The 25,780-nt window shown below is 60.5% G+C and carries 29 protein-coding genes; 13 read left to right on the top strand and 16 right to left on the bottom strand.

Features of this window, described 5'->3' with window-relative positions; genetic code table 11:
* Both aat and GGD50_RS03990 read left to right on the top strand, forming a co-directional pair.
* A complete protein-coding gene (aat, locus tag GGD50_RS03995) occupies positions 1–624 on the top strand; it encodes a leucyl/phenylalanyl-tRNA--protein transferase (protein WP_107107782.1) in 624 nt (207 codons plus the stop codon).
* 70 nt (positions 625–694) lie between these two features.
* Positions 695–1,651, top strand: a complete 957-nt coding sequence (locus tag GGD50_RS03990; protein WP_107107781.1) for a DUF2167 domain-containing protein — start codon at positions 695–697, stop codon at positions 1,649–1,651.
* A gap of 169 nt (positions 1,652–1,820) precedes the next feature.
* Here GGD50_RS03990 and GGD50_RS03985 read toward each other — a convergent pair whose 3' ends face one another.
* Complete coding sequence (locus tag GGD50_RS03985) at positions 1,821–1,988, bottom strand: hypothetical protein (RefSeq protein WP_181316035.1); 168 nt, start codon at positions 1,986–1,988, stop codon at positions 1,821–1,823.
* A gap of 34 nt (positions 1,989–2,022) precedes the next feature.
* Here GGD50_RS03985 and GGD50_RS03980 point away from each other — a divergent pair, with 34 nt between their 5' ends.
* Complete coding sequence (locus GGD50_RS03980; protein ID WP_181316034.1) at positions 2,023–2,661, top strand: DUF1062 domain-containing protein; 639 nt, start codon at positions 2,023–2,025, stop codon at positions 2,659–2,661.
* 82 nt (positions 2,662–2,743) lie between these two features.
* Here the strand turns inward: GGD50_RS03980 and GGD50_RS03975 are convergent, their stop codons facing one another.
* The 3 genes from GGD50_RS03975 to GGD50_RS03965 form a co-directional block, all read right to left on the bottom strand.
* On the bottom strand, positions 2,744–3,184 hold the full coding sequence (locus tag GGD50_RS03975; RefSeq protein WP_107107780.1) for a DUF2155 domain-containing protein: 441 nt from the start codon (positions 3,182–3,184) through the stop codon (positions 2,744–2,746).
* A gap of 208 nt (positions 3,185–3,392) precedes the next feature.
* Positions 3,393–3,791, bottom strand: coding sequence for an NADH:ubiquinone oxidoreductase subunit NDUFA12 (locus tag GGD50_RS03970; RefSeq protein WP_107107779.1), 399 nt, complete (start codon positions 3,789–3,791; stop codon positions 3,393–3,395).
* A 105-nt stretch (positions 3,792–3,896) separates the two neighbouring features.
* Positions 3,897–4,364, bottom strand: coding sequence for a GNAT family N-acetyltransferase (locus GGD50_RS03965; RefSeq protein WP_107107778.1), 468 nt, complete (start codon positions 4,362–4,364; stop codon positions 3,897–3,899).
* A gap of 53 nt (positions 4,365–4,417) precedes the next feature.
* Between GGD50_RS03965 and GGD50_RS03960 the strand changes: the two genes are divergently transcribed.
* The gene (locus GGD50_RS03960) at positions 4,418–5,077 is read left to right on the top strand and encodes a hypothetical protein (RefSeq protein ID WP_107107777.1); all 660 of its coding nucleotides are present in this window, start codon (positions 4,418–4,420) and stop codon (positions 5,075–5,077) included.
* Here the strand turns inward: GGD50_RS03960 and GGD50_RS03955 are convergent.
* The 3 genes from GGD50_RS03955 to GGD50_RS03945 all read right to left on the bottom strand — a co-directional run bounded on the left by GGD50_RS03955 (position 5,070) and on the right by GGD50_RS03945 (position 7,678).
* Complete coding sequence (locus GGD50_RS03955) at positions 5,070–5,570, bottom strand: GNAT family N-acetyltransferase (RefSeq protein WP_107107776.1); 501 nt, start codon at positions 5,568–5,570, stop codon at positions 5,070–5,072. The two genes, GGD50_RS03960 and GGD50_RS03955, sit on opposite strands and share 8 nt — an antisense overlap.
* Before the next feature lie 5 nt (positions 5,571–5,575).
* A complete protein-coding gene (gene gatB / locus GGD50_RS03950; protein WP_107107775.1) occupies positions 5,576–7,081 on the bottom strand; it encodes an Asp-tRNA(Asn)/Glu-tRNA(Gln) amidotransferase subunit GatB in 1,506 nt (501 codons plus the stop codon).
* Between the two features lie 87 nt (positions 7,082–7,168).
* Positions 7,169–7,678, bottom strand: a complete 510-nt coding sequence (locus GGD50_RS03945) for a GNAT family N-acetyltransferase (protein WP_107107774.1) — start codon at positions 7,676–7,678, stop codon at positions 7,169–7,171.
* Between the two features lie 288 nt (positions 7,679–7,966).
* Between GGD50_RS03945 and GGD50_RS03940 the strand changes: the two genes are divergently transcribed.
* Positions 7,967–8,224, top strand: a complete 258-nt coding sequence (locus tag GGD50_RS03940; protein ID WP_107108122.1) for a YjhX family toxin — start codon at positions 7,967–7,969, stop codon at positions 8,222–8,224.
* 226 nt (positions 8,225–8,450) lie between these two features.
* On the opposite strand, the gene gatA is transcribed toward GGD50_RS03940, so the two are convergent.
* From gatA to GGD50_RS03925, 3 genes are all read right to left on the bottom strand, one after another.
* Entirely contained in the window at positions 8,451–9,932 is a 1,482-nt protein-coding gene (gene gatA / locus GGD50_RS03935; RefSeq protein WP_107107773.1) for an Asp-tRNA(Asn)/Glu-tRNA(Gln) amidotransferase subunit GatA, read from the bottom strand.
* A gap of 56 nt (positions 9,933–9,988) precedes the next feature.
* Positions 9,989–10,276 carry an Asp-tRNA(Asn)/Glu-tRNA(Gln) amidotransferase subunit GatC gene (gene gatC / locus GGD50_RS03930; RefSeq protein WP_107108121.1) on the bottom strand — a complete coding sequence of 96 codons (288 nt, stop codon included), beginning with the start codon at positions 10,274–10,276 and terminating at the stop codon, positions 9,989–9,991.
* 85 nt (positions 10,277–10,361) lie between these two features.
* Positions 10,362–11,072, bottom strand: a complete 711-nt coding sequence (locus tag GGD50_RS03925) for a metal-dependent hydrolase (protein WP_107107772.1) — start codon at positions 11,070–11,072, stop codon at positions 10,362–10,364.
* A 118-nt stretch (positions 11,073–11,190) separates the two neighbouring features.
* Here GGD50_RS03925 and ruvX point away from each other — a divergent pair, with 118 nt between their 5' ends.
* Positions 11,191–11,685, top strand: a complete 495-nt coding sequence (gene ruvX, locus GGD50_RS03920) for a Holliday junction resolvase RuvX (protein ID WP_107107771.1) — start codon at positions 11,191–11,193, stop codon at positions 11,683–11,685.
* On the opposite strand, the gene GGD50_RS03915 is transcribed toward ruvX, so the two are convergent.
* From GGD50_RS03915 to GGD50_RS03890, 6 genes are all read right to left on the bottom strand, one after another.
* Positions 11,622–11,954: a DUF6105 family protein gene (locus tag GGD50_RS03915; RefSeq protein WP_107107770.1), complete on the bottom strand. Its 333-nt coding sequence runs from the start codon at positions 11,952–11,954 to the stop codon at positions 11,622–11,624. The genes ruvX and GGD50_RS03915 overlap by 64 nt on opposite strands.
* Positions 11,951–12,124, bottom strand: a complete 174-nt coding sequence (locus tag GGD50_RS03910; RefSeq protein ID WP_181316033.1) for a hypothetical protein — start codon at positions 12,122–12,124, stop codon at positions 11,951–11,953. Before GGD50_RS03910 ends, GGD50_RS03915 begins: the two co-directional genes overlap by 4 nt.
* 129 nt (positions 12,125–12,253) lie before the next feature.
* Complete coding sequence (locus GGD50_RS03905; protein ID WP_107107769.1) at positions 12,254–12,913, bottom strand: TetR/AcrR family transcriptional regulator; 660 nt, start codon at positions 12,911–12,913, stop codon at positions 12,254–12,256.
* Between the two features lie 103 nt (positions 12,914–13,016).
* Positions 13,017–13,634 carry a GNAT family N-acetyltransferase gene (locus GGD50_RS03900; RefSeq protein WP_107108120.1) on the bottom strand — a complete coding sequence of 206 codons (618 nt, stop codon included), beginning with the start codon at positions 13,632–13,634 and terminating at the stop codon, positions 13,017–13,019.
* Positions 13,635–13,660: 26 nt separating this feature from the next.
* A complete protein-coding gene (locus GGD50_RS03895) occupies positions 13,661–13,906 on the bottom strand; it encodes a type II toxin-antitoxin system ParD family antitoxin (RefSeq protein WP_107107768.1) in 246 nt (81 codons plus the stop codon).
* A gap of 96 nt (positions 13,907–14,002) precedes the next feature.
* Positions 14,003–15,661 (bottom strand): acyl-CoA dehydrogenase family protein, encoded by a 1,659-nt coding sequence (locus tag GGD50_RS03890; protein ID WP_107108119.1) that lies wholly within the window; start codon positions 15,659–15,661, stop codon positions 14,003–14,005.
* A 185-nt stretch (positions 15,662–15,846) separates the two neighbouring features.
* Between GGD50_RS03890 and GGD50_RS03885 the strand changes: the two genes are divergently transcribed.
* The 7 genes from GGD50_RS03885 (at position 15,847) to GGD50_RS03855 (ending at position 25,665) form a co-directional block, all read left to right on the top strand.
* On the top strand, positions 15,847–16,803 hold the full coding sequence (locus GGD50_RS03885) for an aspartate carbamoyltransferase catalytic subunit (protein WP_107107767.1): 957 nt from the start codon (positions 15,847–15,849) through the stop codon (positions 16,801–16,803).
* Positions 16,800–18,089: a dihydroorotase gene (locus GGD50_RS03880; RefSeq protein ID WP_107107766.1), complete on the top strand. Its 1,290-nt coding sequence runs from the start codon at positions 16,800–16,802 to the stop codon at positions 18,087–18,089. The genes GGD50_RS03885 and GGD50_RS03880 overlap by 4 nt, the downstream gene beginning before the upstream one ends.
* 32 nt (positions 18,090–18,121) lie before the next feature.
* Complete coding sequence (gene plsY, locus GGD50_RS03875; RefSeq protein ID WP_107107765.1) at positions 18,122–18,739, top strand: glycerol-3-phosphate 1-O-acyltransferase PlsY; 618 nt, start codon at positions 18,122–18,124, stop codon at positions 18,737–18,739.
* A complete protein-coding gene (gene dprA, locus GGD50_RS03870; RefSeq protein WP_107107764.1) occupies positions 18,739–19,890 on the top strand; it encodes a DNA-processing protein DprA in 1,152 nt (383 codons plus the stop codon). The genes plsY and dprA overlap by 1 nt, the downstream gene beginning before the upstream one ends.
* Before the next feature lie 240 nt (positions 19,891–20,130).
* Positions 20,131–22,803 (top strand): type I DNA topoisomerase, encoded by a 2,673-nt coding sequence (gene topA, locus GGD50_RS03865; protein WP_107107763.1) that lies wholly within the window; start codon positions 20,131–20,133, stop codon positions 22,801–22,803.
* Positions 22,800–25,178, top strand: coding sequence for a ribonuclease R (gene rnr / locus GGD50_RS03860; protein WP_107107762.1), 2,379 nt, complete (start codon positions 22,800–22,802; stop codon positions 25,176–25,178). The genes topA and rnr overlap by 4 nt, the downstream gene beginning before the upstream one ends.
* 31 nt (positions 25,179–25,209) lie before the next feature.
* Positions 25,210–25,665, top strand: coding sequence for a DUF983 domain-containing protein (locus tag GGD50_RS03855; RefSeq protein WP_107107761.1), 456 nt, complete (start codon positions 25,210–25,212; stop codon positions 25,663–25,665).
* Positions 25,666–25,780: the final 115 nt, after the last annotated feature.

Below are 25,780 nucleotides of genomic sequence, written 5' to 3'. Positions count from 1 at the left end.
ATGGCAGGACCGCGCGGCAGAAATCCGGGCATTACTCCTGAGATTCTGCTGCGCGCCTATTCCATCGGTCTCTTCCCGATGGCGGAATCGGCTGACGATCCGGAAATCTTCTGGGTCGAACCGGAACTGCGCGGCGTGCTGCCGCTCAACACCTTCCACGTTTCGAAAAGCCTGGCGAAGACCATCCGCCACAAGCCCTTCGATATCAGGTTCAACACGGATTTCGACGCGGTCATTGCCGCCTGTGCCGAGCAGACCAGCGGTCGGCCAAGCACCTGGATCAACAAGACCATCAAGTCGCTCTATTCGACCCTGAACCATATCGGCCACGCCCACTCCGTCGAGGCCTGGGAGGGTAGCAAACTGGTTGGCGGGCTCTACGGCGTATCGCTGGGTTCGGCCTTCTTCGGGGAGAGCATGTTCTCACGCCGCACGGACGCCTCGAAGATCTGTCTCGTCTATCTCGTCGAGCGCCTCAAGCAGCGTGGCTTCACTCTCCTCGATACTCAATTCACCACCGAGCATTTGAGGACATTCGGCGCAATCGACGTGCCGAAGGATCAATATGCCAGGATGCTTGAGAAAGCGATGGAATCGCCCAATCTGAGCTTCACCGGCAGTTGAGAACCCCCATACATACATTGATTTAAATCAAGAATCCGCTACGTTCGGCACAACAGCCGGGGGTAGTATCTTGAAAAAATATCTTGCAATCGTATTTCTCGCCGCATTGGCCGCAACGCAGGCCAACGCCAAATCCTTTCACGACATGTTCGGCACCGACGCTCCGGAGAGCGGCAGAGGAGCCGTGCTGAAGACCATCGATTTTCAGCAGGGACCGATCAAATTGCCCGGCGCCGACGCGATGCTGAATGTCTCTGACCAGCTCTACTATCTCAATCCGGAAGATACGCGCAAAGTGCTGGTTCAGCTCTGGGGTAATCCGGCCAGCGCGGCCGAAGGTACGCTCGGCATGATCTTCCCAGCGAAATATGCGCCGATTGATCCGCGCACCTGGGGTGCGGTCGTCGAATATGATGGCAGCGGCCATGTCTCCGACGATGACGCCGCGTCGACAGACTATAACGCCCTGCTGAAGCAAATCCAGGATGGGATCAAGGAACAAAATCCCGAACGCGAGCAGCAAGGCTACGCTCCGATCACTCTGGTCGGCTGGGCCGAGCCGCCGCACTACGACAAGGCGACCCATGCGCTTCACTGGGCCCGCGACCTTGTCTTCGGCAAGGACACCAATGGTCTGCATACGCTGAACTATTCGGTGCGCGTGCTCGGTCGCGAAGGCGTCATGGAACTCGATTTCGTGGCCGGCCTCAACCAGTTGCAAGACATCAACAATGCCATCCCGAATGTCATCAACGCCGTGCAATATGACAGCGGCAAGCGCTATGCCGACTTTGTCAACGGCGACAAGATCGCTGCCTACAGCATGGCGGGTATGATCGCCGCCGGCGCCGGCGTGAAGATCGCCGCAAAGCTCGGCTTCCTGGCGGTCGTCCTCGGCTTCTTCAAGAGCTTCGGCGTAGCGCTGCTGGCGTTGAAAAAAGGGCTGATCGTCGTTGTCGCCGGGATTGCTGCCATAGGGCGAAAGATCCTTGGTGCGTTTCGCCGGGATAAAAGTACCGACGCCTGAGAACGGCTCCGGCCGTCTGGCGCGCGCTGAAAGCGCCATAGGCTTTCCGGGGCGCCAACGGCTTCAAATCCGCGTTTTTATCTGCTAATGCTCGCCTGAAGAGCGTTGGTGCATCGAGGTTCCACTTTGCCGTCGTAAATACCGGTCTCATCCAGTTTCACCCTGTATGTCAGGCCAGCGTCATCGCTGCCGGACGTATGATCATGTTCATCGGGTGGTGGCCTGAGACCGGTTTGGCATTGTTGAAATGCGCCATGCGCAGCCATTGCTGTCTCAGTTCTTCAGCCGTCCGAAACATCGCCACGCCGCGCCCGTAGTGGGCTTGTCTTACCGCCAACTTGGTGAACTTCCGAACGGAAGACCAAGACGGTATGTGCAATATTCTCCAGGTCCGATGGACCATCAATCCTCGAACTGCCCCTCAGCCATGGATCGCCTGCAGCGGATGCGGATGCCTCAAGCCTTTTAAGTCGAGCGGCAGGGTCCGGCTCAACGCCAACGGCAAGAAGCTCGATGCCTGGCTCGTCTATAAATGCGTGGATTGCGATAAGACATGGAACCGAACGCTCTTTGAGCGTCAGGCGATTCGTGATCTCAATCCTCTTGTTCTGGAAGCACTGCAGGGCAACGATCCCGACTGGATACGGGCCTGGGAATTCGATCTCAACGGGCTGCGGCGCAAGGCTCAACGCGTCGACGAATTTGCCGATGCAGATATCGAGAAAGAGGCGTTGAACGAACCGGATGGCTGGACGATGCTGGAAATTGGTCTGGCGGTTGCGCTTCCTTTCAACTCCCGCCTCGACCGCTTGCTTGCGTCCGAACTCAGCATCTCACGCTCCCGGCTACAGGCGCTGAACCACGGCGCAAAACTTCTGATCCATCCGGATCGCGCCGATGCCATGCGGCGAAGGATCAAAGACGGCTCGCGCATCGTCATCGATCTCTCCGACGACACCGACCGGCATTCGATTTGGAAAGTAGCTGCTTTGGGCAGGAAGGACGGCTGAGCGGATTGCCACAGGATTGCTCGCGACGGTGTTGCCTTCGTGAGCCAATCTTGCCGCTTTGCGATATTTGGAGAGAAGCGTTTTACTTGGCGCCGGCGCTGTCCGGCGGCGGGATATCCGACTTCTGCTTGCACTCTTTCAGCCAGACGTCATAGATCGGATGTTCGACGGCGTTGAGGCCTGGGCTGTCGGCAAACATCCAGCCGGTGAAGATGCGGCGGATGCGGCGGTCGAGGGTGATCTCGTCCACCTCGACGAAACCGTCGACCTTCTGCTGCTCGGTATCGTCACGCGAATAGCAGGCCTTCGGCGTCACCTGCAGCGCGCCGAACTGCACGGTCTCGTTGATGTAGACATCGAACGTGGTGATGCGGCCGGTGATCTTGTCGAGGCCGGAGAAAACGGCGACGGGGTTGGAGATGCGGGCAGCCTCTGCAGACGGCGGCAAGACAGCGCCCGCAGCAAGGGCAAGCGCCACTCCCGATATCGCACGCAAAGAAGCGCTCCGCGTGAAAAACGTCATATCCGCCAATCTCCGCTTGGTCTCGGTCAAAGCGCCGAGCACGAGCCGGCATGTTCTGCGCCAAGAGCGGATCAGCGTTCCCTGGAATCGCTTTCCCCGCTCTATCTTTTTGTTTTTTTACGCATTCCGGACGGAAAACCGCTTCGCACTTTTCCTGGAACTACTCTAAAGGCCAATTGTGGCCAAAGGACGGGCCGGCCTTCCGTGCTCAGTTGCCCGGCGTCCAGGCGTCGTAGTCGCCGGTCACGCGCGGACGTTCGCCGGCAACGGCCAACGAGCCCGGCGGGCGATAGGCCTGCGGCGAGCCAGTCGGATTGGCGCGATGCGCCTTCTGCCATTCCTTGGCAACGTAGTTGTCCTTGGTCGGCGGAACGTCGGTGCGGTGGTGCATCCAGCCGTGCCAGCCCGGAGGAATGGCGGAAGCTTCGGCATAACCCTTGTAGATCACCCAGCGCTTCGGAAGACCGTAGGACGACGTGCCGCCCTCATAGTAGACATTGCCGAATTCATCCTCGCCGACGCGCTTGCCGAACCGCCAGGTCGCAAAGCGGGTGCCCATCGTCTGACCATTCCACCAGGTGAAGGTTTGTACGAGTAAATTCCACATGTCTTTTCCTTATGCCCGCTGGGAGTGCGTGCGAAACCAGAATTCGATCCCTCGCTTATGCCGCCACTATGCCGCCTTGTCCAGTGATTCCAGCGGGAAAAGCGGTCATTTCAAAGCCATCTTGAAGCCAAGATGGCTCGGCTTGAAACCCAATCTCTCATAGAAGCGATGGGCATCCTTGCGAAGAGCATTCGACGTCAGTTGCACCAACCGCATGCCGCGGCTTTTTGCCTCGGCAATGCAAAAATTGATCATCGCGGCACCAATCCCCTGTCCGCGCAGATCCGAGCGCGTCTGAACCGCCTCGATGATCATCGAGGAAGAACCGCGGCCGGTCAGCGATGTCGTGATCATGGTCTGGAATGTACCGACGACCTCGCCGCGGAACTCGGCGACATAGAGTGTTTGATCTGGCGAGGATTGGATCGTGCGAAAGGCGCGGAGGTAGTCTTCATATGCGGCGGGATCGGTCGTGTCGCCGTGACCGCCGAGAGCATCGGCGGCGAAGAGGGCGATCAAGGAAGGAAGGTCAGCTTCTCTGGCTGCGCGGATAAGTAGATCTTGTGGCGGCAATGTTTTCTACCTACGTCTAACTGAACGGCAACGCTGTGACTCTGGAAGGCCGTATGTCTGCGAGCGAAACACACTCATTTCAATACTTCATGCCCGAACTGCACCTAAAAACAGTCCTGCAAATATCCCTGATGGGGCTGCTTTTATTTTTGCTCGTAGTGCCAAACACCGACGCGGCATTTAAGCTTCTTTTAATTTTACTTTTGCTGCCTGTATCCTTCTATGTCGTTGTCGCGCTTCGAACAATAACCTCTCAATCCAATAGCGCGATCGTGACTATCGGCCCGGAAGGCATATTGGATAGCCGATTTGGGCTGGGTTTCATTCCGTGGTCCGCCATAGAGCACATCGATGTGGACGCACTGAAATTCGAGCCCAATTCTCCTAATGCGGAGATCCTCCGTTTCATCTCCCGTGGTACTCTGCGCCTCTTGGCCATGTCTGGACTGTATGGGAAATTGACAATTCCAAGCGATCTCAGCCTGTCCAAATATAGGGATAGGCGTAACATCAAGTTTTGGTTGCGCTCTGGCGTACACTTGGAGCAAACGACGCCTGCTGCGAGACTTCGGATAAAAGACAACAAAGACGGTACACAGCGCGTTTACATCGCGATGGCAAACCTTTCGGTTTCAAGGAAGGAACTTCTTGATCTCATGCTGGCGTTCCACAAGCAGTATGCGAGCGCTGCACCCGCCACGCCAGTTACGTAGTCAGCCGCTTCTCAAACACCAACGCCGGAATGCCCGACTGTCCCTGCCCCGCATTCTCGTTGCGGCCGACCTCGGTGAAGCCGTGGGCTTTGTAGAAGGCGATCGCTTCGGCGTTTTTGGGTTCGACGTCGAGGCGCATGACTTCGGCGTCCGGAAAGCAGGTTTCCAGCTCGGCGAAGATGTCGCGGCCGATGCCGTTGCGTTGCAGTGAGGGACGGACATAGAGCATATGTAGGAGAACGGTCTTGGTCATCTGCTCGGACATGACGGCATAACCCATGCCGCCGATATCCTCGCCATTGTCGGCGACCAGGAACTCCGATTGCCGCTTCGCCAACCGCGCCTTCAGCTTGGCCGGCGAGAGCAGAAACTCGATCAGTTCATCGACCTTCGCCGCGCCAAAGTGCCGGTCGTAAGCCGCATGCCAAGTCTCGACGAGAAGGTCGCGGACCTTCCCGAGATCCTTCTCGCCGGCCGTGCGGACGAAATACACGGAGCCTATTCCTCTTCGATGCCGAGCTTGGCCTTGACGAGACCTTGTACCGCCTGCGGATTGGCCTTGCCACCGGTCGACTTCATTACCTGACCGACGAACCAGCCAGCAAGCGTCGGCTTAGCCTTGACCTTGGCGACCTGATCCGGATTGGCGGCGATGATCTCGTCGACCGCCTTCTCGATGGCGCCAGTGTCGGTGACCTGCTTCATGCCGCGGGCTTCGACGATCTCGGCAGGATCGCCGCCCTCGTTGAGCACGATTTCGAACAGGTCCTTGGCGATCTTGCCGGAGATGGTTTCGGCCTTGATCAGGTCGATGATGGCGCCGAGCTGGGCGGGCGAAACCGGAGTCTCTTCAATGGTTTTGCCGGTTTTGTTCAAGGCACCCAAGAGGTCGTTGATCACCCAGTTTGCCGCGATCTTGCCGTCGCGGCCGGCAGAGACCGTTTCGAAATAATCGGCAATCGCCTTTTCCGAGACGAGCACGGAGGCGTCATAGATCGACAGGCCCATTTCACGAACGAAACGCTCCTTCTTGTCGTCGGGCAGTTCCGTCAGATTGGCTCTCAAGGCATCGATAAATGCGTCGTCGAATTCGAGCGGCAGCAGGTCCGGATCGGGGAAATAGCGGTAATCATGCGCGTCTTCCTTGGAGCGCATGGATCGCGTTTCGCCCTTGTTCGGATCGAACAGCCGGGTTTCCTGATCGATCGTGCCACCGTCCTCGAGGATCGCAATCTGGCGGCGGGCTTCGTATTCGATCGCCTGGCCGATGAAACGGATCGAGTTGACGTTCTTGATCTCGCAGCGCGTGCCGAACTCTCCACCCGGACGGCGGACGGAGACGTTGACGTCGGCGCGCATGGAGCCTTCGTCCATGTTGCCGTCGCAAGTGCCGAGATAACGCACGATCGAGCGCAGCTTGGTCATATAGGCCTTCGCCTCGTCCGACGAGCGCATGTCCGGCTTGGAGACGATTTCCATCAGCGCCACGCCGGAACGGTTGAGGTCGACGTAGGACATGGTGGCGTGCTGGTCGTGCATCGACTTGCCGGCGTCCTGCTCCAGGTGCAGGCGCTCGATGCCGATCTCGATGTCCTCGAACTGGCCCTGGCGATCCGGACCGAGCGAAATGACGATCTTGCCTTCGCCGACGATCGGATCCTTGTACTGCGAGATCTGGTAGCCCTGCGGCAGGTCGGGATAGAAATAGTTCTTGCGGTCGAAGACCGAGCGCTTGTTGATTTGAGCCTTCAGACCGAGGCCGGTGCGGACCGCCTGCCTGACGCATTCCTCATTGATGACGGGCAGCATGCCGGGCATGGCGGCGTCGACCAGCGACACGTTGGAATTCTGCGGCTTGCCAAACTCTGTCGAAGCGCCGGAGAAGAGCTTGGATTTGCTCAACACCTGGGCATGGACTTCCATCCCGACAACAACTTCCCAATCGCCGGTGGCACCGGGAATGAAACGCTTCGGATCTGGCGTGCGGACGTCGACAATGGTCATGAGAGGCTCTTGAAATGCTGTTCTTCTGAACTTTGTGAGGTAGAGCAATTGGCGGTGCGGCGCAAGACTTTCAGCACCCCGCTGCCGTTATATGCCCGTGCCATATGTCCCTTCGCTACTATCGAGCAGCGGTTTCGAAAGGCCGACCGTCGGCACGTCGCGATCGAGCTTCGGGGAATAGTCAACGGAGAGCCAATGGATGGCATAGCCGTGTGCTTTGAAGAACTCGATCGCGTCGGTATTGCCTGCGTGGGTCTGCACCGCGACCTTCTCCAGCCCCTGCTCCAGAACATCCTTCTCGATCTGCGCCAGCAGTGCCGAACCAAGCCCCTGCCGCAGGTGATCGGGATCGATCCAGAAATCGGAGATATTCTCGTCTAACGCCTCGCGAGCAGCCCAGCCGGCAACAAGTCCGTTCAGCTCCACAATCGTGATAGTCAGCCATGACCTGCGGGTGAAATTCGAGAAGGCTTCTCTGGCACTTTCGAGCAGAGCATCCGTGCCACCGATCGACCGCATGGCCGTTTGCCACGACCGCAGGCCGATATTGACTAATATCTCCGTCTCTCCCTCGTGGGCATTGCGAATATGGATCATCAGGCCCCCGCCGTTTTCAGCAGTAAAACACCGGAAAAGGGCTTTTTCCAGCCGCCAAATGAGAACAGGCGCAGGATGGCTAACAGGAGTGAAACTTGACCGAGAATACAACCTGCTTTAGATGTTAGGCATCAATGGAGTCTTGATGTCCACCTTTTCTCAGACCCGGTAAAGGCCCTGCCCGCAAGTCTTTCTTGCGCGCTGGGCCCGAAACGAAGCCCCGAATTCCCCAAGGGAATGTCGGATCGTTTTGTCGCGCCTTACGGCGCTTTCCGGATCTTGAAAACCATGGATATTTCCCGCGCCGAACAGCGCATTCTGCATCTGCTCGCCCAAGGCGGCCGCATTGAAATCAATCGCTCCGAAAACAAGAAGATCGAGACCGTCCGTTGCTTTACACGCGACGGCTGGCTTTATCCCGGCTTCGGCCTCGATCTCTTCCGCAAACTCAAACGCCTAAGAGCCATCAAATCCTCCGACGGTCATCCGTATCGGATTACCGAGCACGGATTGCGGCTGGTGAGGGCGCAGTTGGATAATAGGTAGGCCGCATCATCCGCCCTCGTGGTTCGAGGCTCCGCCATTTCGCTATGCTCAAAGGGCTTCAAACCTCACCATGAGGGCTACTCCCCTCGCTTGCCGTCAGATATTCGGCCGCTCCAGACCTCATGGTGAGGTGCTCTGGCACCGAAGCGATAGCGAAGGTGACAGGGCCTCGAACCACGAGGTCTGGCCCGTCACTTTCAGCTATCGACCTTTCCGGATATGCTACTTACCACCACTTCGCCGGCGTGAACTTGCCGGCGGCCTGTTCGATGACGTGGGCGGTCTTGAACAGGGTTTCCTCGTCGAATGGCTTGCCGATGAGCTGCAGGCCGAGCGGCAGGCCCTTCGGGTCGAGGCCGGCGGGAACGGCGATGCCGGGGAGACCGGCCATGTTGACCGTTACCGTGAAGATGTCGTTGAGGTACATCTTGACCGGATCGGAAGCGAGGTTTTCGTCGGCGATGCCGAAGGCCGAGGACGGCGTGGCGGGCGTCAGGATGGCGTCGACGCCGGCGTTGAAGGCGAGTTCGAAATCGCGCTTGATCAGCGTGCGAACCTTCTGGGCGCGCAGGTAATAGGCGTCGTAGTAGCCGGCCGACAGAACGTAGGTGCCAATCATGATGCGGCGCTTCACTTCCTGGCCGAAGCCGGCAGCGCGCGTCTTTTCATACATGTCGACGATGTCCTTGCCATCGACGCGCAGGCCGTAGCGCACGCCGTCGTAACGGGCGAGGTTCGAGGACGCTTCGGCAGGCGCGACGATGTAATAGGCCGGCAGGGCATATTTCGTGTGCGGCAGCGAGATGTTGACGATCTCTGCGCCTGCATCCTTCAGCCAGGCAATGCCCTGCTGCCAAAGGGTTTCGATCTCTTCCGGCATGCCGTCGACACGGTATTCGTTCGGGATACCGATCTTCATGCCCTTGAGCGACTTGCCGAGCGAGGCTTCGTAATCCGGCACGGGCAGATCGACCGAGGTCGTGTCCTTGGCGTCGACGCTTGCCATCGACTTCAGGAGGATGGCTGCGTCGCGAACATCGCGAGCAATCGGGCCGGCCTGGTCGAGCGACGAGGCGAAGGCGACAATGCCCCAACGCGAGCAACGGCCATAGGTCGGCTTGATACCGACCGTGCCGGTGAAGGCGGCCGGCTGGCGGATGGAGCCGCCGGTGTCGGTAGCCGTGGCGCCGGCGCAGAGATGCGCGGCGACGGCAGCGGCCGAACCGCCCGAGGAACCGCCGGGAACGAGCTGCTGGTTGGAACCGGCGGCGCGCCAGGGGTTGATCACCGGGCCGTAATAGGAGGTCTCGTTGGAGGAACCCATGGCGAACTCATCCATGTTGAGCTTGCCCAACATGACGGCGCCGTCGTTCCAAAGGTTCTGCGTGACGGTCGATTCGTAGTGCGGCTCGAAACCGTCCAGGATGTGGCTGCAGGCCTGGGTATGAATGCCTTCGGTGCCAAACAGGTCCTTGATCCCGAGTGGAATGCCTTCCAGCGCGCCGGCTTTGCCTTCCGCAAGGCGGGCGTCCGACACCTTGGCCATTGCGAGCGCCTTTTGCGGCGTCACCTTCACATAGGCATTGAACTGAGCATTGGCCGCCTCGATCGCCGAAAGATAGGCCTCGGTCAATTCGGTGGCGGTGATGTCCTTGGCGCGCAGCTTGTCGCGGGCTTCGGCAATGGTCAGGCTGGTCAGTTCACTCATCTTGTTTCGCTTCAGGTCTAATGAGGGCAATGGGTCGGAACAGGCTCGTCCGGCCGTTATTCAACAACTTTGGGAACCAGGAAGAAATTCTGGTCGGTATTCGGCGCATTGGCGACGATGTCGGAGGCCTTGCTGCCATCGGTGACACCATCAGTCCGCTTCTTCATCGCCATCGGCGTGACGGAGGTCATGGCCTCGATACCATCGACATTCACTTCGGAAAGCTGCTCGACGAAGCCCAGAATGCCGTTCAGTTCGCCCATCATTCTCTGCGCTTCGTCCTCATTGACGGCGATACGCGCAAGATGGGCGACGCGTTTGACGGTGGCGAGATCGACGGACATGGCATTCTCCGGATAGTTGATATCCACCAACAGTGGATTTTCCTCACGCTATAAAGGCCATGTCCGCTATACGCAACGGGTATCGTTACGCCGAGATGGTCTCACCGGGCTTCGGAGCCGCGACCGCCGTCTTCGAGCCTTCCAGGCCGGCGATGAACTTTTCCGCGGTCTGGTCGATGATCGGGAACGTGCCGTAGTGGCCCGGAATGGCGGTCTTGAAGTTGAAGAAGCGCTGGCAGGCGAGCGCGGCAACGGCGCCGCCCATGGTGAAGCGGTCGCCGATCGGCACAATGCCGATATCAGGCTGATGCAGTTCGTTGATCAGGCCCATGTCGGAGAAGATGTCCGTGTCGCCCATGTGGAACAGCGTCGGCTCGTCGTCGAAATGCAGCATCAGGCCGTTCGCGTTGCCGAGAGAATGCGAAACACCGTCCTCGGTGAGTTGGGCGGAGGAGTGCAGCGCATTCGTGAAGGTGGCAGAGAAACCGCCGAGACCGACCGTGCCGCCGGTATTGCCCATTTCCAGCTTCTCGACACCCTTGCTGCTAAGCCAGGCAGCAAGATCGGCATTGGCGAGAACAACCGCGCCCGTGTCCTTGGCAATCTGAACGGTGTCGCCGACATGGTCGCCGTGACCGTGGGTCAAGAGAATGTGGGTGATGCCGGCGGCTACATCCTTGATATTTAGCCCCGTGCCGGCGAAGGATGGATTGTAGCTCAGGAAAGGGTCGATAAGGATTTTGGCGCTAGCCGTTTCGATGCGAAAGGCTGCATGGCCGAGCCAAGTGATCTTCATGGATTTTCTCCTTAATACTTGATTTCTAATGCAAGACTGGTGTCTTAGGACATATCCGAAACCGCCACAAAGAAAAGCGGCGCGGACTTCAATTTGTTTTGACGGGGGACGAGAGCTGATGACGACGCTGACCATCGAAGACCTCGCCGTGATGCTCCTGCCCGGTCAGCCGATCGCCGGGCTCGATCTCGGCACCAAGACGATCGGGCTCGCCATGTCCGATCTCGGCCGGCGGTTCGCCACGCCTCGCCCGGTGATCAAGCGGGTGAAATTCACCCAGGATGCCCAGGTGCTGGTTGCCTTCGCCGAAAAGGAAAAAGTCGCGGCCTTCGTCATCGGCCTGCCGATGAACATGGACGGTTCGGCAGGGCCTCGCGTGCAGGCGACGCGGGCCTTCGTGCGCAGCATGGCCGACAAGACCGCCCTGCCCTTCGTCTTCTGGGATGAGCGGCTGTCGACGGTCGCCGCCGAACGGGCGCTGCTGGAAATGGATGTGTCGCGCGCCAAGCGTGCCGAGCGGATCGACTCGGCCGCCGCGAGCTTCATTCTTCAGGGAGCTTTGGATAGGCTTTCAGCGCTTGGCAGGCCGGTCTTTCCCGACCTCGAGACTTGACGGCGGTTCCACCATTCCAGAATGACGGCGCGCTTGCGAAAGCCGAAGATGGCGAAAACCAGCAGGCTGTCGAAGGCGATGGCGCGGGCGACCAGCGGCGGAATGCTTTCCGGTGGGATGCCGAGGATCTTGCCGTAGATCTGGAAGACGAGGTCGTGCGTCTGCCGCGTGAACATGAAGATGCCGAAACTCATGTCGTAGTAGGACAGGTAGTACCAAGCCCCGAGAAACGAGACCGGCGCGGCCCAGAATATCAGCAACCACTTCATGCGGTTCCCCTTCGACGCTGGTATTGCGCCGCTTCAGTCGAAAGGACCAGCCAGTTCGACAATGCCATGGCGCTCAGCACCAGTGCCGGTAGCGTTATATCTAGTGCCAGCACGGCGAAGAACATCATCGCCGCGACAAGAAGCACTATTTTTGCGGGTCTGGGCCCCATGGCTGCACGCTTAATGGTTAACAATCGGTCCACATAGAGTGGCCATTTAACCGGTGCTGCGCAACGTAAACCAATTGTTAAGGTTAACGGCCAGACGGGGCTGTGGATATCTTCTGCGCGGCGGCGATGTCAGCCGTAGACGCCGCGCACGATCCGCTTCAGCGCGGTCGCGGCCTTCTCCCAATCCTTCGCCGTTTTCAGGGCAAGACCGGCGCATTGGCCGCTGATGGTCGCCGAAAGAACGAGATGCTGAATAGCGGCAAAGATCATGGCATTGACGGCGACCGTATCTATCCCCTTGGGCGGGGTGAGCGAACCGCGCATGCGCTCGATCCAGCCGGCAAGCGCCTTTGAGCGGGCTTCCGATAGCCGGCGCACCTGCTCTGTATTTTCGGACACCTCCCAAGCGACGATGCGACGCATCAGCGGATCGGCGCGCAATGCATCGAGGAAAAGCAGGGCCAGCCGTTCCATCAGGTCGCCATAGGTCAGTAGGAACATGCCGCCGGTATCGTCGGGGATGCGATCCTGCACCCAACCGCCGAGATCAGTGCCGATCGCCTCGACCAGGCCATCGAGACCGCCATAGTAGCGATAGATCAGTTGCTTATCGCAACCGGCGCCGCGGGCGACGGCGTTGATGCCGAAATTCTGGAATCCCTCTTCCGCCAACAGCCGTTTCGCAGCATCCAGGATCGCCTGCTCGGTGGCGGCGCGATTGCGCACCCGCTTCTCCGGCTCAGCCGGCGTTTCGATCGGTTTTCTCAGAACGGCGTTTGCGCTTGACATCATCTCGGCCCCAACTTGTCACCAGCCGGTGAATAGCAAGCCGCATACAAGTGAACAACGAGGCGATGAGATTCGATAGATTTAAAACTGTGGAATCCACAGATTAGAGAGATTGGCCGAACCAGACGGTGTTTCCGGACGTCAGCTCCGGCGGCAGTTCGAGCCGGGAAAATCCGCGCGATGCCCAGAAGCGTATGCCATTGTGGTTGCCAACATTTGCCCCGAGATGCACGCCTCTGACGCCACGGGCGCGGGCATGCGAGAGCCATCGATCGAGAAGCGCACTGCCGATGCCCTGCCCCTGCGTGCGCGCCAGGAGATTCATATGAATATGCGCCGGGAACGGATCGGTGAGAGCGGCGGGCGCTCGCTTCGGATGATGGATCGTAAAACTTCTCTGCTGATCCGCATTCCAGGCCGAAGCATCGCCAGATGGTTCCGCATAGCGTTTGCGCAGCTCCGGCCACCACTCGCGCTCCAGTCTTTCCTCGAAAGCAACCGTGTCGAAGACGCCGGCAATATAGCCGCAGACGCCCTCCCCATCTTCGGCGACAAAGACGGTTTCCGGGCTGAGTGCCGCATAGGGTACCGAGTAAATATGCCCAATCATCCGTCCATCGCGATGGAGCGCCGTCGCGTCCCTGCCGGCATCGCCGGTAACCAGGGAGATGACATAGAGTTGATCGATGTCATCGGGTTGGACGGAGCGGAGGTTGATCATGGAGACTTCTTCCATATCTACCGGACTTACTCGCCATATGTAGCTCGCATCCGCTTCAGGAACGCAGCGTTGTCAAAAGGACCCGGCTTCCCTGACTCTTCCCCTGCGATGAGTGCGTCCTGAAGAACCCTGACCTTCGCCTCGTGTTCTTCCAGAAGACGCAACCCTGCCCGGACAACATCGCTGGCGGAGCCATATCGACCTGTCTGCACTTGACTGTCGATGAAGTCGGTAAAGTGGTCACCAAGCGAAATGGATGTGTTGCGGGCCATAGGCAACTCCTTGCTGATACCAATATATAATAATTATTGGTATCGCATCAACTATGGATGCTATCGCGAACCCGCTGTCTCCGTTGAATGGCAGCTTCAAGTCGCCGGCGGATAGAGTAGATCGACGATGTAGCTCGCATCGAAGCGAGCATCCAGCATGCCGTAGGTGGCGCGCCAGCCGCCTGCCAAGCGGGTTTCGATGAAGGCATCGGCGATCTTGCCTGCGCCCAGGCGATAGAGTTCGGCCGCACCCGCGGCGAGTGCCATCTGCTCGATCAGCAGACGAGCGGCACCTTCATCCTGTTCGCAAAGCGCCATGGCGGCGCGCAGAACATCGATGGTCTTCTTGCCGGCCGGACCGAGATCGCGGGCAAGACCGGCGAAGACGGTTTCGAACAGATCTCTGCCCCGGTTCAGAACGCGCAGCACGTCAAGTGCCATGACGTTACCGGAGCCTTCCCAGATCGCATTGACCGGCGCCTCCCGGTAATGCCGGGCGATGGGGCGTTCCTCGATATAGCCGCTGCCGCCGATGCACTCCATCGCCTCGTAGATCAGCGCGGGCGCGATCTTGCAGCACCAATATTTCGCGACCGGCGTCATGACGCGGGCATAGGCGGCATCTTCGCTGCTGCTGCTTGCCTTGTCGAAGGCTTCCGCCAGACGGAAGGCGAGGGCAGTCGCTGCGGCAACATCGAGCGCCATGTCGGCAAGCACGCGCGTCATGATCGGCTGATGGACCAGCATCTTGCCGAAGACGCTGCGGCCGCGGGCATGGTGCACCGCTTCGGCGAGCGAGGCCCGCATGATGCCGGCAGACGCCAGCGCGCAATCGAGGCGTGTCAGCGTCACCATATCGAGAATGGTGCGAACGCCGCCATCGGGCGCCCCGAGCAGGAAGCCGAAGGTGTCGCTGAACTCGACTTCGGAGGACGCATTTGAGCGATTGCCGAGCTTGTCCTTCAGCCGCTGGAACTGCAGGCCATTGGCCGAACCGTCTTCGAGGAGGCGCGGCACCAGGAAGCAGCCCATGCCGTCCTTGGTCTGCGCCAGCATAATGAAGGCGTCGCTCATCGGCGCTGACATGAACCATTTGTGGCCCGAGAGCCGATAGATGCCATCGCTAACCTTGTCGGCGGTCGTCTTGTTGGCGCGCACATCCGTGCCGCCCTGCTTTTCCGTCATGCCCATGCCGATGGTGACGGCGCTTTTCTGCATGGCCGGCTTGTTGGACGAATCATATTTGCGCGAGAGAATCTTCGGCGCCCAATCCTTCTGCACCGCCGGAGACGCCATCATTGCAGCGACCGAGGCGCTGGTCATGGTCAGCGGGCAGAGATGGCCGCATTCCAATTGTGCGGTCAGATAGAAGCGCGCGGCACGGACCTTATGCGACTGGCCCTTGGCTTCCGGGTCAGCCTGTGGATCCCAGATCGAGGAGTGCAGGCCAGACGACATGGAGCGGCGCATCAACGCATGCCAAGCCGGATGAAACTCGACGACATCCAGCCGTTCGCCACGCGGGCCGTGGGTGCGCAGTTGCGGCGCTCCCTGGTTCGCCATGCGCGCCAGTTCCTGTGCCTCATGCGAGGTGACGTAACGGCCCATCTGCTCCAGATCGTCACGCGTCGAACGCGGTAGGCCGGACGTCAAATCAACGATCAGCGGATCGGAACGATAAGCGTTGATGCCGGACCAGAGGCTCGGCTGGTTCAGTTCGGCAAATGTGTCGTCAGTCCGGGTCGGTTGGGTCATGGATCGCTTGTAGAGCAAGAGGGTTGCAAAAGGAAACTGGAACTTTCGTCTCCCAACAGCATAGCCGCTGTAGCGGGATTCGAACGAAATTGCATGGGGAACAAGCGGGCATGACGAAAGCCCACGCTTGCCCCTGAGGCACTCCCTCTTTATAGACCCCCTGACGAAATCCGGAGGGCAGCGTCATGGTCTTCTTCCCCCACCGCCACCTCATCGGCATCAAGGGCCTCACCGAACAAGATATCACCTATCTTCTCGACAAGGCCGACGAGGCGGTGAAGATTAGCCGGCAACGCGAAAAGAAGACGTCGACGCTTCGCGGGTTGACGCAGATCAACCTCTTTTTCGAAGCCTCGACCCGCACACAGGCCTCCTTCGAGCTGGCCGGCAAGCGGCTCGGAGCCGACGTGATGAACATGTCGGTCGGCAATTCTTCCGTGAAGAAGGGCGAAACGCTGATCGACACGGCGATGACGCTGAATGCCATGCGGCCGGATGTCCTCGTGATCCGCCATTCCAGCGCCGGTGCCGCCTCGCTGCTGGCACAAAAGGTCTCCTGCTCCGTCGTCAACGCCGGCGACGGCCAGCACGAGCACCCGACACAGGCGCTGCTCGACGCACTGACCATCCGCCGCGCCAAGGGCAAGCTGTCGCGCATCATCGTGGCGATCTGCGGCGACGTACAGCATTCGCGCGTCGCACGCTCCAACATCCTGCTGCTGAATGCCATGGGCGCCCGGGTCCGGGTCGTGGCTCCCGCCACGCTGCTGCCCGCCGGGATCGCCGACATGGGGGTCGAGGTCTTCCATTCCATGAAGGAAGGACTGAAGGACGCTGACGTGGTGATGATGCTGCGGCTGCAGCGTGAGCGTATGTCCGGTGCTTTCGTGCCGTCGGTGCGCGAATATTATCACTTCTACGGGCTCGATGCGGAGACGCTGAAGGCGGCCAAGGAGGATGCGCTGGTCATGCATCCCGGTCCGATGAACCGCGGCGTCGAGATTGCCTCCGAGGTGGCCGACGGACCGCAAAGCGTCATCGCCGAACAGGTCGAAATGGGTGTCGCAGTGCGCATGGCGGTCATGGAAGCGCTGCTGATCTCACAAAACCAGGGGCCGCGCACCGAGGGAGCTGGCGCATGAGCAACTCGATCGTCCTCCAGAACGTCCGTATCATCGATCCCTCGCGCAATCTCGACGAGGTCGGCACGATCATCGTCGAAAACGGCGTCATTCTCGCTGCCGGCAAGGATGCGCTCGGGCGTGCGGCGCCAAAAGGGGCTGAAGTGCGTGATTGCACCGGCCTCGTCGCCGTGCCCGGTCTTGTCGATGCCCGCGTCCATGTCGGCGAGCCCGGCGGTGAACATCGCGAGACCATCGCGTCGGCGAGCTGCGCGGCGGCAGCAGGCGGCGTGACCTCCTTCATCATGATGCCGGACACAGACCCCGTCGTCGACGACATCGCCTTGGTCGAATTCGTCAAGAAGACGGCGCGCGACACCGCCGTCGTCAATGTTTATCCGGCAGCGGCGATTACCAAAGGGCTTGCTGGAGAGGAGATGACGGAAATCGGCCTCCTCCGGGAAGCTGGCGCCGTGGTCTTCACCGATGCGCATTCCGGCGTCTATGACACGCAGGTCCTGCGCCGCATCATGACCTATGCGCGCGAATTCGGCGCCGTTGTCTCCTGCGAAACCCGCGACAAATATCTCGGCGCCAACGGCGTCATGCATGAGGGGCTGCTGGCAAGCTGGCTCGGGCTATCCGGTATCCCGAAGGAATCGGAACTCATCCCGCTGGAACGCGATCTCAGGATCGCGGCGCTGACCCGCAGCCATTATCACGCGGCGATGATCTCCGTGCCGGAATCGGCAGAGGCCATCCGTCTCGCCCGTTCGCGCGGCGCGAAGGTCACCTGCGGCATCTCGATCAACAATCTGGCGCTCAACGAAAACGACATCGGGGAGTACCGCACCTTCTTCAAGGTCTATCCGCCGCTGCGTTCCGAGGATGACCGCACGGCCATGATCGAGGCGCTTGCGGACGGCACCATCGACATCATCGTCTCGGCGCACGACCCGCAGGATGTGGATACCAAGCGCCTGCCTTTCGGCGAGGCCGAGGACGGCGCGATCGGGTTGGAGACGCTGCTGGCCGCCGCGCTTCGCCTGCATCACAGCGGCGAAGTCAGCCTGATGCGGCTGATCGACGCCCTGTCCACACGGCCGGCGCAGATCTTCGGTCTTGACGCCGGCACGCTGAAGCCTGGCGCGAAGGCGGATATCGCCTTGATCGATCTCGACGAGCCTTGGCTTGTTGCCAAAGACATGCTTCTGTCGCGCTCGAAGAATACACCGTTCGAAGACGCACGAATGACCGGCAGGGCAGTCGCGACCTATGTCGCAGGCAAGCTGGTTCACAGTCTCTAGGCAAAGCTCGGGCTTATGGGGAATAAAAAGTGATGGCGGATTTCTGGACATGGCAGCTCACCCTGCCGACGGCGCTGGCAGCTATTGTCATCGGCTATCTGCTCGGGTCCATTCCCTTCGGCCTGGTTCTGACGCGGATGGCCGGCCTCGGCGATGTCCGCAAGATCGGCTCCGGCAATATCGGCGCGACCAATGTGCTGCGCACCGGCAACAAGCCGTTGGCGGTAGCAACGCTGCTGCTCGACGCCTTCAAGGGGACGCTCGCCGTGCTGATCGTCTCGCATTTCTTCGGTGAGGATGCGAGCGTGCTCGCCGGTTTTTCCGCCTTCATCGGCCATATCTTTCCGGTCTGGATCGGCTTCAAGGGCGGCAAGGGCGTCGCGACCTATCTCGGTATTCTCCTGGGCCTCGCGCCGTTGATGGCGCTGATCTTTTCCATCGTCTGGCTGGCGATCGCCTTTACGACCCGCTACTCCTCTCTTTCCGCGTTGGTTGCAACCCTTGTCATTCCGGTTGCATTATGGATATTGGGCGCCGATAAGATCGCCGCGGCCATGGCGCTGATGACCGTCATCGCCTGGTATAAGCACAGAGCAAATATTGCCCGGCTGACGGCCGGCACGGAAACCAAGATCGGAGCGAAGGGGTAATGGGAAGAGGCAGCGCAGGACGAATTGGAATTGCGCTGACGGAAAAACAAAGGATAGCTTGGCTCCGCCTGATCCGTTCCGACAATGTCGGCCCTTCCACCTTCCGCGACCTCATCCGTCACTACGGCTCAGCCGAAGCCGCACTCGCCGCGTTGCCGGAGCTGTCGCAGCGCGGCGGCTCGACCCGAGTGATCCGCATTGCCAGCGAGCAGGATGCGTTGCGTGAACTGGAAGCCGCCCATCGTTTCGGCGCACGCTTCGTCGGCATCGGCGAACCGGACTATCCGCAGGCGCTGAGGGAGATCGACGGCGCGCCGCCGCTTCTCGCCGTCAAAGGCAATCTGCCGACAGCAACCCGGCCGGCGATCGGCCTCGTCGGCTCGCGCAACGCTTCGATCAGCGGCGCCAAATTCACCGCAATGATCGCCCGCGCCTGCGGACAAGCCGGCTATGCCGTCGTCTCCGGCCTTGCCCGCGGCATCGACACGGCGGCTCACCGCGCCAGCCTGGAAACCGGCACGATCGCCGCGATGGCCGGCGGGCTCGATCAGCCCTATCCGCCCGAAAATATCGGCCTTTTGCATGAAATATGGGATGGCAATGGACTCGCCGTCAGCGAAATGCCCTTCGGCTGGGAACCACGCGCACGGGATTTCCCGCGCCGCAACCGGCTGATAGCAGGCATCTCGCTGGGCGTCGTCGTGATCGAGGCGGCAACGCGCTCCGGCTCACTGATTACCGCGCGGCTCGCGGGCGAATTCGGCCGTCTGGTATTTGCCGTACCCGGTTCTCCGCTCGATCCGCGTTGCGAAGGCACCAATGGCTTGTTGAAGGATGGTGCGATGATCGTGACCAGGCCGGAAGATGTCATCGAAGCCTTGAGGCCGCTGGCCGAGCCCGATCTTTTCCGCCCGCAGCTTGCCGAAGCGCCCGCTGAAAAGAGCGACAAACCGATATCATTGCCGCCGGACGATACCGACCGCTGGGAGATCATCGATGCGCTCGGGCCGACGCCGGTAGAGATCGACGATATCATCCGGCATACCGGTCTATCGGTATCCTCAGTCCATTCCGTGCTTTTGGAACTCGACATGGCCGGCCGGCTGCATCGGCATCCCGGCGGACTGGTGTCAATCTCGATGTTGGATTGAAAATGTTGCCGACCATTCCGATATGATGACCGTACCCCGCCAAGAGCGTTCGAAGGCGTTTATCAGCGATTGTAACATAGATGTCATCTTGCAGGATCGCATCGCCGCGCTGATTGCAAAAATCAACTTCACCTCTTGACCGCGACGAATTCCCTGTCCATGTCGGAAGGCCGGGGAAACTAAAATACCCCGTCTCTCCCGCGCCGTTTTCCGGCGCGACCTCGTATTCAGAGATATGTGATGAACGTTGTAGTGGTGGAATCGCCTGCCAAGGCCAAGACAATCAATAAGTATCTGGGACCCGGATATAAGGTTCTTGCTTCCTTCGGCCATGTGCGTGACCTGCCTGCCAAGGACGGTTCGGTTCTGCCGGATCAAGACTTTGAAATGCTCTGGGAAGTCGACGGCGCTTCGCAAAAGCGCATCAAGGACATTGCCGACGCAGTGAAATCCTCCGACGGCCTGATTCTCGCGACCGACCCGGATCGCGAAGGCGAAGCGATTTCCTGGCACGTGCTCGACCTCTTGAACAAGAAGCGCGTCATCAACGGCAAGCCCGTAAAGCGCGTCGTCTTCAACGCCATCACCAAGAAGGCCGTGCTCGACGCGATGGCCGAGCCGCGCGATATCGACGTGCCGCTGGTCGACGCCTATCTTGCCCGCCGCGCCCTCGACTATCTCGTCGGCTTCAACCTGTCGCCTGTGCTCTGGCGCAAGCTGCCCGGTGCCCGTTCGGCCGGCCGCGTGCAGTCGGTGGCCTTGCGCCTCGTCTGCGACCGCGAGTCGGAGATCGAACGTTTCGTCTCCGAAGAATACTGGAACCTCTCGGCGATCCTGAAGACACCGCGCGGTGACGAATTCGAAGCGCGGCTGGTCGCCGCCAACGGCAAGCGCCTGCAGCCGCGTTCGATCGGCAATGGCGAAGAAGCCGGTAAACTGAAGACGCTGCTGGAAGGCGCGGCTTACGTTGTCGACACGGTCGAGGCAAAGCCGGTCAAGCGTAATCCGAGCCCGCCCTTCACCACGTCCACCCTGCAGCAAGCCGCCTCCTCCAAGCTCGGCTTCTCGGCATCCCGCACGATGCAGATCGCGCAGAAGCTCTATGAAGGTGTCGATATCGGCGGCGAGACTGTCGGCCTCATCACCTATATGCGTACGGACGGCGTGCAGATGGCGCCGGAAGCGATCGATGCAGCGCGGCACTCCATCGCCGATCAGTTCGGCAATCGCTACCTGCCGGAAAAAGCACGCTTTTATTCAACCAAGGCCAAGAACGCTCAAGAAGCGCACGAGGCGATCCGTCCGACCGATTTCGATCGCTCGCCGGATCGCGTCCGCAAATTCCTCGATGCCGATCAGATCAGGCTTTATGACCTCATCTGGAAGCGCGGCATCGCCAGCCAGATGGCGTCGGCTGAGATCGAGCGAACCACCGTCGAGATCCTGGCTGACAATGCCGGCCAGAAGGCAGGCTTGCGCGCTGTCGGTTCGGTCATCCGCTTCGACGGCTTTATCGCTGCCTACACCGACCAGAAGGAAGACGGCGAGCAGAGCGACGATGCCGACGACGAGGATGGCCGCCTGCCGGAGATCAATGCGCGCGAAAATCTCGCCAAGCAGAAGATCAATTCGACCCAGCACTTCACCGAGCCGCCGCCGCGCTATTCGGAAGCATCGCTGATCAAGAAGATGGAAGAACTCGGCATCGGCCGCCCGTCGACCTATGCGGCGACGCTGGCGACGCTGCGCGACCGCGACTATGTGACGATCGACAAGCGCAAGCTGGTGCCGCAGGCCAAGGGCCGGCTCGTCACCGCTTTCCTCGAAAGCTTCTTCACGAAATACGTCGAATACGACTTCACCGCCGATCTCGAAGAGAAGCTTGATCGCATCTCCGCCGGCGAATTGAACTGGAAGGACGTGTTGCGCGACTTCTGGCGCGATTTTTTCGCCCAGATCGAGGATACGAAGGAGCTGCGCGTCACCAATGTGCTCGACGCGCTGAACGAGGCGCTCGCACCGCTGGTCTTCCCGAAGCGCGAAGACGGCAGCGATCCGCGTATCTGCCAGGTCTGCGGCACAGGCAACCTGTCGCTGAAGCTCGGCAAATACGGCGCCTTCATCGGCTGCTCGAACTATCCGGAATGCAACTACACGCGCCAGCTTTCCTCGGAAGGCGGCACGGAGGCCGAAGCCAGCGGGCTGAGCGAACCGAAGGCGCTCGGCGCCGATCCGGTAACCGGCGAAGAGCTGACGCTGCGCTCCGGCCGCTTTGGACCTTATATCCAGCGCGGCGACGGCAAGGAAGCCAAGCGTGCGTCGCTGCCGAAGGGCTGGAAGCCCGAAGATATCGACTATGAAAAGGCCATGGCGCTGATTTCGCTTCCACGTGATATCGGCAAGCATCCGGAAAGCGGCAAGATGATCTCGTCCGGCATCGGCCGCTACGGGCCGTTCCTGCTGCATGACGGCAGCTATGCCAATCTCGAGACGGTCGAGGATGTTTTCACCGTCGGTCTTAACCGTGCCGTCACCGTTCTCGCTGAAAAGCAGAGCAAGGCTGGCGGCGGTGGGGCACGCGGCGGTACGCCAGCGGCGCTGAAGGATCTCGGGCAGCATCCGGACGGCGGTGCAATCACCGTTCGCGATGGCAAATATGGTCCCTATGTCAATTGGGGCAAGGTCAACGCCACGCTGCCGAAGGGGACTGACCCGCAGGCAATTACGGTCGAGGAAGCTCTGGCTCTGATCGCAGCAAAGGCCGGCAAGAGCGGCAGCGCGCCGAAGAAGACGCCTGCCAAGGCGAAGGCTGCGGCCGCAGGCGCCAAGGCGACGAAGACGACCGCCAAGCCAAAAGCTGCTACAAAGAAGCCTGCGACCAAGACGGCAACCAAAAAGAAGAGCGCAGAGTGAGCAGAGAACCGCGCGGCAGGATTTCATCGTCGGAGCGACGCCCCGGCAAGGCCGGGCGTGCGGCGAAAAACAGCGGCGACCAGGAACCGATGATGGCGATCGTGCACGGTGTATTGCCGCCGCGCGAAGTCCTCCTGCGCTTCATCGCCGATCACCCGCAGCAGGCTTCCAAGCGCGAGCTTGCCAAGGCCTTCGGGTTGAAGGGCGAGAGCCGTGTCGAGCTCAAAAACCTCCTGCGCGAGCTTGAAGAAGACGGCATGGTGCAGAAAAGCCGCAAATCGCTCATCCGCCCCGGAGCATTGCCGCCGATCGCCGTCCTCGACATTACCACGCGCGACAAGGATGGCGGATTGATCGGCCGTCCGACCGAATGGCCGGAGGAAAACGGCGTGGCGCCGGCCGTAATGATTAAGCAGTCCTCTTCCCCTGCCGGTCGCAACGGCAAGGGCAAGGCTCCGGTTGCCGGCATGGGCGATCGCATCCTCGCCAAGATCTTTCCGGCGGTCGATCGCGGCGGCCCGGCCTATACCGCGCGCATCATCAGGGTCATCGACAAGCGTCTGGCCGCGACCATGGGCGTCTTTCGCGAGACGCCGGGCGGCGGCGGACGGCTGATGCCGATCGAGCGGCGCGGCGAGGAAATGGTCATCGATCCGGACTATACCGGCGACGCCAAGGACGGCGATCTGGTCGAAGTCGAAGTGGCTCGCCTCGGCCGTTTCGGCCTGCCGCGCGCCAAGGTGCTGTCGGTCGTCGGCTCCGTCGCTTCCGAAAAGGCGATCTCGATGATCGCCATCCATGCGCATGGCATCCCGCATGTCTTTCCGGCGGCCACGATCGCCGAGGCTGACGCCGCCAAGGCCGCCACCATGTCGCATCGCGAGGATTGGCGCAGCCTGCCGCTGATCACCATCGATCCGGCCGACGCCAAGGACCATGACGATGCGGTCTATGCCGAACTGGATCCCTCGCCTGACAATCCGGGTGGTGTGATCGTCACCGTCGCCATCGCCGATGTCTCCTGGTATGTGCGCCCGGGCTCAGCGCTGGATCGCGAGGCGCTGAAGCGCGGCAATTCGGTCTACTTCCCGGATCGCGTCGTGCCGATGCTGCCCGAGCGCATCTCCAACGATCTCTGCTCTCTCAAGGAAGGTGTCGACCGCCCTGCCCTTGCCGTGCGAATGATTTTTTCCAAAGAAGGTCGCAAGGCTGGCCATACCTTCCATCGCATCATGATGAAGAGTGCCGCCAAGCTCTCCTATCAACAGGCGCAGGCGGCAATCGACGGCAAGCCGGACGACAAGACCGGACCGATGCTGGAGCCGATCCTGAAGCCGCTCTGGCATGCCTATGAGGTCATGAGGCGCGGCCGCGACCGGCGCCAGCCGCTCGAGCTCGACATGCCCGAACGCAAGATCCTGCTGAAGCCGGATGGCACGGTCGACCGGGTCTTCGTGCCGGCGCGTCTCGATGCCCACAAGCTCATCGAAGAAATGATGATCCAGGCGAATGTCGCCGCCGCCGAAACGCTGGAAAAGAAGCGGCAGGTGCTGATCTATCGCATCCATGACGGCCCGACGCTTGCCAAGCAGGAAGTGCTGCGCGAATTCCTCGCAACGCTCGGCATCTCTCTCGCCAAGGGCGGCAATGTCCGCGCCAACAGCTTCAACGGCATCCTGGCGAAGGCTGATGGCACGGCGCATCAAACCATGGTCAACGAGATGGTGCTGCGCTCGCAGAGCCAGGCGATCTACAGCCCCGACAATATCGGTCATTTCGGCCTGAACCTGATGAAATACGCGCATTTCACCTCGCCGATCCGCCGCTATGCGGATTTGATCGTGCATCGCGCCCTCGTCGGCTCGCTCGGCTTCGGCGAAGGCGGCATCACGCCAGACGAGGAAGCAACGCTCGACGATATCGCCGCCGAAATTTCCACATTCGAGCGCCGTGCCATGGCTGCCGAACGCGAGACCGTCGACCGGCTGATCGCGCATCATCTTGCCGGCCGCGTCGGCGAGGAATTCGAGGCGCGCGTTGGCGGTGTCACCAAATCGGGACTTTTTGTCACCCTGCCCGACTATGGCGCTGACGGCTTCATCCCTATATCAACGCTCGGCTCCGACTATTTCATCTATGACGAGGCCCATCAGGCGCTGACAGGTGAAAAGACAGGGCTAGGCTTTCGCCTCGGTGACAGCGTCACGGTGCGTCTTGCGGAAGCGATCCCGCTTGCCGGCGCCCTGCGCTTCGAAATGCTGAGCGACGGCCGCGCCATGCCCACGGCGGTGCGTTCCTTCCACAAGGCGACGCGGCGCAACAAGACCCCGGCGCGCAAAGCGCCTGGAACGAGACCGCCGCGCGGACGCCGATAAAACGGTGGCTGCCGGCAGGAAGGAAAGTACCATGACGAGCAGCCCGTCCGATCCCATCATCCGCTTTGGCGGCCCCGACGAGGCTGAACGTCCGCTCGGACGCTCGATCGCCCGCGGTTTGCTGAACCGCTGTCCGCGCTGCGGCACGGGAAAGCTCTTCAGGGCCTTCTTGAAACCAGTCGACCGTTGCGCCGTCTGCGACGAGGAGCTGTTCCATCAGCGTGCCGACGACCTGCCGCCCTATCTGGTGGTCCTCCTGCTCGGCCACGTCGTGGTCGGCGGCTACATGATGACGGATATGGCCTTTCATTTGCCGATCTGGGCGCATCTTGCCATCTGGGCGCCGATTACGGTGATCACTGCCCTCACAGCAATCCAGCCGATCAAAGGCGGTGTCATCGGCCTGCAATGGGCGCTGCGGATGCATGGCTTCGGCGGCCATGACGACAGTCCCGAAGAATGGGATCGGGGAAACGGCCGGTCGTGATCCAAAGGCTCGAGCTGAGATCACCAGCCTTGCCGGCCGGCAGGAGCGAGCGTGCGCCCTTACTCCCTTCGGATGGAACCAGTATCGATCCGCCATATATTCATGATTCGCGGGA

The sequence above is a fragment of the Martinezella paranaensis genome, assembly GCF_014200235.1.
Taxonomy (GTDB): Bacteria; Pseudomonadota; Alphaproteobacteria; order Rhizobiales; family Rhizobiaceae; genus Rhizobium; species Rhizobium paranaense.
This window is presented reverse-complemented; position numbering and strand designations above follow the sequence as displayed.

Excerpts from the sequence above, each read along its gene's own strand:
- aat (WP_107107782.1), top strand. The coding sequence starts at position 1 with ATGGCAGGACCGCGCGGCAGAAATCCGGGCATTACTCCTGAGATTCTG.
- GGD50_RS03980 (WP_181316034.1), top strand. The coding sequence starts at position 2,023 with ATGTGCAATATTCTCCAGGTCCGATGGACCATCAATCCTCGAACTGCC.
- GGD50_RS03975 (WP_107107780.1), bottom strand. The coding sequence starts at position 3,184 with ATGACGTTTTTCACGCGGAGCGCTTCTTTGCGTGCGATATCGGGAGTG.
- GGD50_RS03970 (WP_107107779.1), bottom strand. The coding sequence starts at position 3,791 with ATGTGGAATTTACTCGTACAAACCTTCACCTGGTGGAATGGTCAGACG.
- GGD50_RS03960 (WP_107107777.1), top strand. The coding sequence starts at position 4,418 with ATGTCTGCGAGCGAAACACACTCATTTCAATACTTCATGCCCGAACTG.
- gatB (WP_107107775.1), bottom strand. The coding sequence starts at position 7,081 with ATGACCATTGTCGACGTCCGCACGCCAGATCCGAAGCGTTTCATTCCC.
- GGD50_RS03945 (WP_107107774.1), bottom strand. The coding sequence starts at position 7,678 with ATGATCCATATTCGCAATGCCCACGAGGGAGAGACGGAGATATTAGTC.
- GGD50_RS03940 (WP_107108122.1), top strand. The coding sequence starts at position 7,967 with ATGGATATTTCCCGCGCCGAACAGCGCATTCTGCATCTGCTCGCCCAA.
- gatA (WP_107107773.1), bottom strand. The coding sequence starts at position 9,932 with ATGAGTGAACTGACCAGCCTGACCATTGCCGAAGCCCGCGACAAGCTG.
- gatC (WP_107108121.1), bottom strand. The coding sequence starts at position 10,276 with ATGTCCGTCGATCTCGCCACCGTCAAACGCGTCGCCCATCTTGCGCGT.
- GGD50_RS03925 (WP_107107772.1), bottom strand. The coding sequence starts at position 11,072 with ATGAAGATCACTTGGCTCGGCCATGCAGCCTTTCGCATCGAAACGGCT.
- ruvX (WP_107107771.1), top strand. The coding sequence starts at position 11,191 with ATGACGACGCTGACCATCGAAGACCTCGCCGTGATGCTCCTGCCCGGT.
- GGD50_RS03915 (WP_107107770.1), bottom strand. The coding sequence starts at position 11,954 with ATGAAGTGGTTGCTGATATTCTGGGCCGCGCCGGTCTCGTTTCTCGGG.
- GGD50_RS03910 (WP_181316033.1), bottom strand. The coding sequence starts at position 12,124 with ATGGGGCCCAGACCCGCAAAAATAGTGCTTCTTGTCGCGGCGATGATG.
- GGD50_RS03905 (WP_107107769.1), bottom strand. The coding sequence starts at position 12,913 with ATGTCAAGCGCAAACGCCGTTCTGAGAAAACCGATCGAAACGCCGGCT.
- GGD50_RS03900 (WP_107108120.1), bottom strand. The coding sequence starts at position 13,634 with ATGATCAACCTCCGCTCCGTCCAACCCGATGACATCGATCAACTCTAT.
- GGD50_RS03895 (WP_107107768.1), bottom strand. The coding sequence starts at position 13,906 with ATGGCCCGCAACACATCCATTTCGCTTGGTGACCACTTTACCGACTTC.
- GGD50_RS03890 (WP_107108119.1), bottom strand. The coding sequence starts at position 15,661 with ATGACCCAACCGACCCGGACTGACGACACATTTGCCGAACTGAACCAG.
- GGD50_RS03885 (WP_107107767.1), top strand. The coding sequence starts at position 15,847 with ATGGTCTTCTTCCCCCACCGCCACCTCATCGGCATCAAGGGCCTCACC.
- GGD50_RS03880 (WP_107107766.1), top strand. The coding sequence starts at position 16,800 with ATGAGCAACTCGATCGTCCTCCAGAACGTCCGTATCATCGATCCCTCG.
- plsY (WP_107107765.1), top strand. The coding sequence starts at position 18,122 with ATGGCGGATTTCTGGACATGGCAGCTCACCCTGCCGACGGCGCTGGCA.
- dprA (WP_107107764.1), top strand. The coding sequence starts at position 18,739 with ATGGGAAGAGGCAGCGCAGGACGAATTGGAATTGCGCTGACGGAAAAA.
- topA (WP_107107763.1), top strand. The coding sequence starts at position 20,131 with ATGAACGTTGTAGTGGTGGAATCGCCTGCCAAGGCCAAGACAATCAAT.
- GGD50_RS03855 (WP_107107761.1), top strand. The coding sequence starts at position 25,210 with ATGACGAGCAGCCCGTCCGATCCCATCATCCGCTTTGGCGGCCCCGAC.